We start from the raw sequence: 5,364 nt of genomic DNA on the forward strand, positions 1-5,364 counted from the left end.
CGCCAGGGCGGGCTGTTTTTCCTGATACAGCTCCGCGAGGTGTGTCAGGGTGGTGGCCTCCCCCAGCGGGTCTCCCGCAGCCCGTTGCAGAGCGAGAGCCCTCTGGTAGGAGGCGAGGGCTTTCTGTGGCTGGCCGAGCTGCTGGTAAACCTCTCCGAACTGCTGGTGCGTCTCTCCCGTTTGTGCTTTGAGCTTGAGTGCCTCATTGAGCTGCAGGGCTTCCTTAAGGGAGGTCAGGGCCTTCTCCGGCTGCTTTAGATGCGCCCACAGGATTCCTAGCTTGCCATACTGCCATGCCAGCGAGGTCTTCTGGTTCAACATGTGGAAGAGCTGGAGTGCCTCCTGGGAGTAGTGAAGGGCATTGGCGAAGTCGCCCTCGCTCTCGTAGAGGCTGCCAATCTCTGAGAGCACCTTTGCAACCAGCATGCTCTGAGCATAAGCCTGCCCAAGCCTAAGTGCCTCCAGGAAATAGCCCAGCGCCTTCTGCGCCTCCCCTTGCTGGGCATAGAGATGGGCGATAGCAATCGTGTCTATCACTTCCTCGGGGGAATCCTTAAGCGCACGGTGTAGAGAGAGAAGCACTTGTGCATTCTCTAGGGCTTTCTGGTTCTGGTTGGTTCGCCGGTAAAGCTCCCCATGTATGTTCCGTGCGGTGGCAGCTCCGCGAAGATCTCCCACCTCCCGACTCAACTGCTCCGCCTGCTCTAGGTGCTTCAGTGCCTGGGCTATCTCCCCCAGGTTGAGGTAGGTATAGGCACACGCGGTCAGGAACCCGGCTCGGCCCGCTTTATCCGTGACGGTGCCGTAGAGGCGCACCCCTTCCTGCAGGGCGACAATCGCCTTGGCTTTCTGCCGAAGGGTGGTGTAGGTAGCTGCCTGTCCCCTCAGGGCGTAGGCTTCTCGACCCGGCGAAGGGAGGGCATGCGCGACGGTCTGGGTCTGCTGGAAATAGCTCAGAGCCAGGTTCAGATCAAGCATCTGGGTCGCCTCCCCTAAGTTCTGGAGAAGGCTGGCTTCACTCTCAGCATCTCTCGCGGCACGTGCTTTCTCCAGTGCCTGCTCAAAGAGCTTTACCTTCCGTGCAGGATCAATAGTTTTTAAGGCTTCTGTCTCTAACCGTATCATCTCCGCACGAAGTGTTTGAGTCTCTTGTGTCAGAGCGACTCTCATGGCCACACTTCTTGGGCGATCTCTTCGGCGCTCTTGCCTACCAGCTCTCGACGAAGCTCGGCAACTCTCTCTTCCACGACAACAGTTTCCCTCACCAGCGCATCAATCAGGGACTCGGTGTAGGCCGCGTACTCATGGCGAAGCTCCACGAAGAGCTGGTGAGCCGCCACATAGTAGCGCAGGGCTTGCTCACTCTCGCCTTGCTGCTGCACAGTTTCTCCTAGGTTGTTCAGAGCCCGTGCAATTCCAAAGACATTGCCGAGGGTCCGTTCTACGTCGAGTGATTCGGTGAAGTGCTGACGGGTTGTCTCCCACGCTTCCCGGGCAAATGTGAGATTGCCCAGGTTGGTGACGGTGGCGGCGACGCCCCGCAGATCGCCGAGAGTGCGGTGCACGGTGAGGGCTTCGGTGAGAAGCACGATGGCCCTCTCGGAGTCGCCGTCGGGGTCTTCTAGCTCGACGAGCGCCAGGTTGTTCTTGGCAATGGCCTGCTCCAGAGTGGCCTCGGTGGGCGCGAGGCGCTCACTGGCTTGTTGCAAGAGTGCTCGCGCCGCACTCCAGCGCTTCTCTTTGTAGACAATCTGCCCCAGCAAGTTCTCCGAGCGTGCCTCGCCGACAACCTCGCCGATGGCGAGGTAAAGCTGCCGCGCTTCCTCCGCGAGGCGCGTGGCATCGTCGTAGGTACCCAGATCGAAATGCAGTCCGGCCCGCTCCCAGACCAGCTCGGGGAGGCGGTGCGCGGCAAGGCCGCGCTCCAGAGGGGCAATGGCCTCGGTGAAGAATCCACGCCGCTGGAGGGGGCGGGCCAGCGCCAACGCGAGGCGTGGGGCCAGTTCCGGAGGCGCGACCTCCAGCGCCTCACGCAGATTCGCCGCGAGCAGATCGAGCCGTCGCAGTGCCTGAGCTTCGGTGGGGGTGTTGAACTGCGCGAGCTGCACCTCCGCGAGCGTGAGAAAGTGTCGGGCATGGCGCGTCTGCGTACTCACCTGAAGCTCGGGCTGCTCGGCGAGGCGCTCGGTGGCGTAGACCCGTAGCGACTCCAGCAAGACAAAGCGAGCCTCGCGCTGGTCTTCTCGCTGGGCGCTACTGAGGAGCGAGCTCTCCCGCAAGACAAGTAGCCCCTCCAGAACCTCCATGCCGCCACAGACCGCCTCGGCATCGTCGGTGGAAAACGGCCCCGCAAACACCGAGAGCTGGGTTAGTAACTGCTGCTCTTCCCTGCGCAATACCTCAAAGCTCCAGTCAATGGTCGCCCGAAGCGTGCGGTGACGCTCGGGGAGATCCACTGTTTGACTCTGAAGCAGGCGAAAGCGTTCCTCAAAGCGATCCAGCATCTGCTGGGGCGTGAGGGTTGCGATGCGTGCCGCTGCTAGCTCCAGCGCCAGTGGCAGACCGTCTAGGCGGCGGCACAGCTCGGTCACGGCTCCGCTGCTCTCGGTCGGAAAGAGCGCTCCGAGCTGGGAGGCGACCGCACGCTCCCGAAAGAGCTGCTCGGCGGCAGGCAGTGAAAGAGGGCTCAGCTCTAGGGTGAGCTCGGAACGAAGGCCCAGTTTCTTGCGGGAGGTCACCACGCAGACACACTCCGAGGCACTGGCCAGCAGGCTGCGAATCGCCACGGGGGCATCGGGGATCTGCTCGGTGTTGTCCAGAATCAGCAGTGTCCGGCCCCGAGGAGTTAGCACACGCCCGAACTGCTCACTGAGCGGCATATTGGGCTGGAGCGGCAGGTGGAGTGCTGCTGCGACGCGACGAAGCAGCGCATCGCCGCTGTGTTGATCCTCCAGGCCGATCCAGAAAACGCCACCCGGGAAGCTCTCGCGGCAGTGCCTTGCCACCTCGTGGGCCAGCCGGGTCTTGCCCACTCCGCCCATGCCCTTGAGAGTTAGCAGGCGCTTGCCCGACCAGAGGTGCTGGAGAACCTGCTCGTGCTCGGCTTCCCGCCCGATAAAAGCGCTCTCGATCAACGAGAAGCCGTAGAGCCTCCCCGCTTTTCCTACCGTGCGCTCCATGGCCCGCTCCGAGCACGCCTCGAAACGCGCCTGAAGCCGCTCGCGCTCCATGAGAATCCAGTCGTCGTAGAAGCCGGGGAGAAACTCCGCTCCCGAGAGCTTCGCCGCCCCGATCACATCACCCGCCGCCAGCTTTACCTCGAACTCCGCCACATCGCACGTGACGCAATTTGGGTCAAGCCCCACCCGAAACTTATCGCTTACCAGCGCCGAGCCGAGCACGGGGCGTAGCGACGAGAGAGCCGCAGAGAGGCTATTGCGTCCGTGTGCCGGGTCTTTATCGGGCCAGAACCGCTCGGCCAGCACCTCACGCGGGTGTGAGCGCGGGAGCGTCAGTGCCAGATAGGCCAGCATCGCTGCGGATTTCTGGGTCTTAAAGTGCGTGACACTCTCTCCGCTCGGGGAGATAATTCGAGGGCCGCCGAAGAGATCGATGCGCCAGCACAGGGACATAGGGCCTCATTATAGCGGATTTTTAGATTTCAGGAATCTTTCAGGGTTCTGTGTTAGAGTGCTCTCATGGAAAACAAGACTCAACACCTGCGCCTCACCCGAGGCGGCTTTCTATCGGCACTGGCGTTCTCGGTGACGTGCACCATGGGCATCTTACAGGGCTGTAGCAGTGGCGGTGGCGTGACCGACTCCACGCCAACACCAACACCAACGGCGATTCCCACTGCGACTCCGGTTCCCACTGCGACACCTATCCCGACGCCGACGCCGGTTCCCACGGGAGGGCCGACCCGTAGCTACCAGCTCACGGTGCGCGGGTCGCGGGGGAGCGTTCCCCTCGAACTCTTGAAAAAGACGACTCTGCTGACACCGGGCAGTACCGTCAGCGCCACGACCTCCATTAGCATTGCAGATCTCCTCATTGCCCCCACACTCTATGGCGACCGGCGCTTTGCAGGCTGGGAGTACAAGGGAGCACGCTTTAGCACGGCGGCGGCGATCAATGACTTGCCCGTCGCGGTGGTGGACGGGGATACGATCACGGCCGTCTACGAACCAGCAGGGACTGGTGTCAAGCCCTTGACCCCCAACTACGATGATACGGAGCCTGCGTTCTGGGCAGCGCCGGGCAATCTGAAGATATTCTTCGATCCCAATGTCAGCGCGGACATGCAAGCTGTGATCAGGGAAGGCATTGAGAGATGGATGAAAGCACTCGGCTCAAGCTTTGGATACTCCGTGGTCACCAATCAAGCAAGCGCACAAATTGTGATCAAAATGGGAGCTGTGGCATCGTCAAGTGCTTTTACATCCGTAGGCTACGTGAATAATGCGAGCCCTACTCCTATAGAAGACGCTGTGATGATATTTGATCCTGCAAAGCTTCCTTCGATAACCGATCCTGAAAACCGAAAAGCCGTCGTGGCACTCGCCTGCCATGAGTTTGGCCATGCTTTGGGGATTGGAGAGCATAGCACTGTCTCAACCGATACGATGTTTCCCTCGGTCAGCAACAATACTCTTGTGATTACCCAGCGAGATCTCAATACGATGATGAACATGTACAACATTTTCGACGGTCGGTCTCGTCCGATCTCTCGTGCTACCGGCACGGGCCGGACGCGAACCAAGATCGTTGATTGTCAGCTGCATATCGCGCCTAAGTCCTAGGGATATAGTGCACGAATGACGCGCCGCCGACGAAGATCGGCGACATTGGAGTTAAGGAAAGACAACTATGAAAAGCAACACTTCGGAACCTACTCAGCCCCTGCGCCTGACGCGCAGCAGCTTTCTCACGGCACTGACACTCTCCGTAATCACTTCCGTAGCCATCCTCCAAGGCTGCACCAGCGGCGGCGGCGGCGGCGACAGTGGTGGCTCCGGCAATAACTTTGCCGAGTTCTCCGTCAGCGCACGGAAGATCAATCTCGTCTGTCCCGGACCGTCTGGTGGTGAAATCGCGCTGGAGAATGTCAGTCCTAATACCCTAACCATAACGTGAGTTCGGGATTCCGGTAAACTGAGTTAGCTTACAACACGGTTTTAGGAGTCCCAACCCATGCTTAGTCTACTCGATCTCTTCTGTGAGATTGATGATTTCTGCCAAGAATTTCTCCCAGAACTACGAAAATATCAGGTCACCTCCTCTCGATCAAGGCAACGAAAACGCAGCCTGTGTCAAAGCGAAATTATCACGATACTTATTGCTTTTCAGCTCTCACACTATCGA

4 protein-coding genes are annotated in these 5,364 nt (G+C 59.8%); 2 read left to right on the top strand and 2 right to left on the bottom strand.

Annotation, left to right across the window (positions count from 1 at the left end):
- Together RMO15_RS01785 and RMO15_RS01790 are read right to left on the bottom strand one after the other, a co-directional pair.
- The coding region (locus RMO15_RS01785) for a tetratricopeptide repeat protein (protein ID WP_309707257.1) at positions 1–1,170 on the bottom strand (1,170 nt) is incomplete at its 3' end.
- Positions 1,167–3,632: a tetratricopeptide repeat protein gene (locus tag RMO15_RS01790; protein WP_309707259.1), complete on the bottom strand. Its 2,466-nt coding sequence runs from the start codon at positions 3,630–3,632 to the stop codon at positions 1,167–1,169. The genes RMO15_RS01790 and RMO15_RS01785, both read right to left, overlap by 4 nt.
- A 66-nt stretch (positions 3,633–3,698) precedes the next feature.
- On the opposite strand from RMO15_RS01790, the gene RMO15_RS01795 reads away from it, so the two are divergent.
- Together RMO15_RS01795 and RMO15_RS01800 are read left to right on the top strand one after the other, a co-directional pair.
- Positions 3,699–4,802 (top strand): matrixin family metalloprotease, encoded by a 1,104-nt coding sequence (locus RMO15_RS01795; protein ID WP_309707261.1) that lies wholly within the window; start codon positions 3,699–3,701, stop codon positions 4,800–4,802.
- Between the two features lie 67 nt (positions 4,803–4,869).
- Positions 4,870–5,136 (top strand): hypothetical protein, encoded by a 267-nt coding sequence (locus RMO15_RS01800; protein ID WP_309707263.1) that lies wholly within the window; start codon positions 4,870–4,872, stop codon positions 5,134–5,136.
- The last annotated feature ends 228 nt before the right edge of the window (positions 5,137–5,364 follow it).

The sequence above is a fragment of the Armatimonas sp. genome (genome assembly GCF_031410135.1).
In the GTDB taxonomy this organism is placed as follows: Bacteria; Armatimonadota; Armatimonadia; order Armatimonadales; family Armatimonadaceae; genus Armatimonas.

Excerpts from the sequence above, each read along its gene's own strand:
- RMO15_RS01800 (WP_309707263.1), top strand. The coding sequence starts at position 4,870 with ATGAAAAGCAACACTTCGGAACCTACTCAGCCCCTGCGCCTGACGCGC.
- RMO15_RS01795 (WP_309707261.1), top strand. The coding sequence starts at position 3,699 with ATGGAAAACAAGACTCAACACCTGCGCCTCACCCGAGGCGGCTTTCTA.
- RMO15_RS01790 (WP_309707259.1), bottom strand. The coding sequence starts at position 3,632 with ATGTCCCTGTGCTGGCGCATCGATCTCTTCGGCGGCCCTCGAATTATC.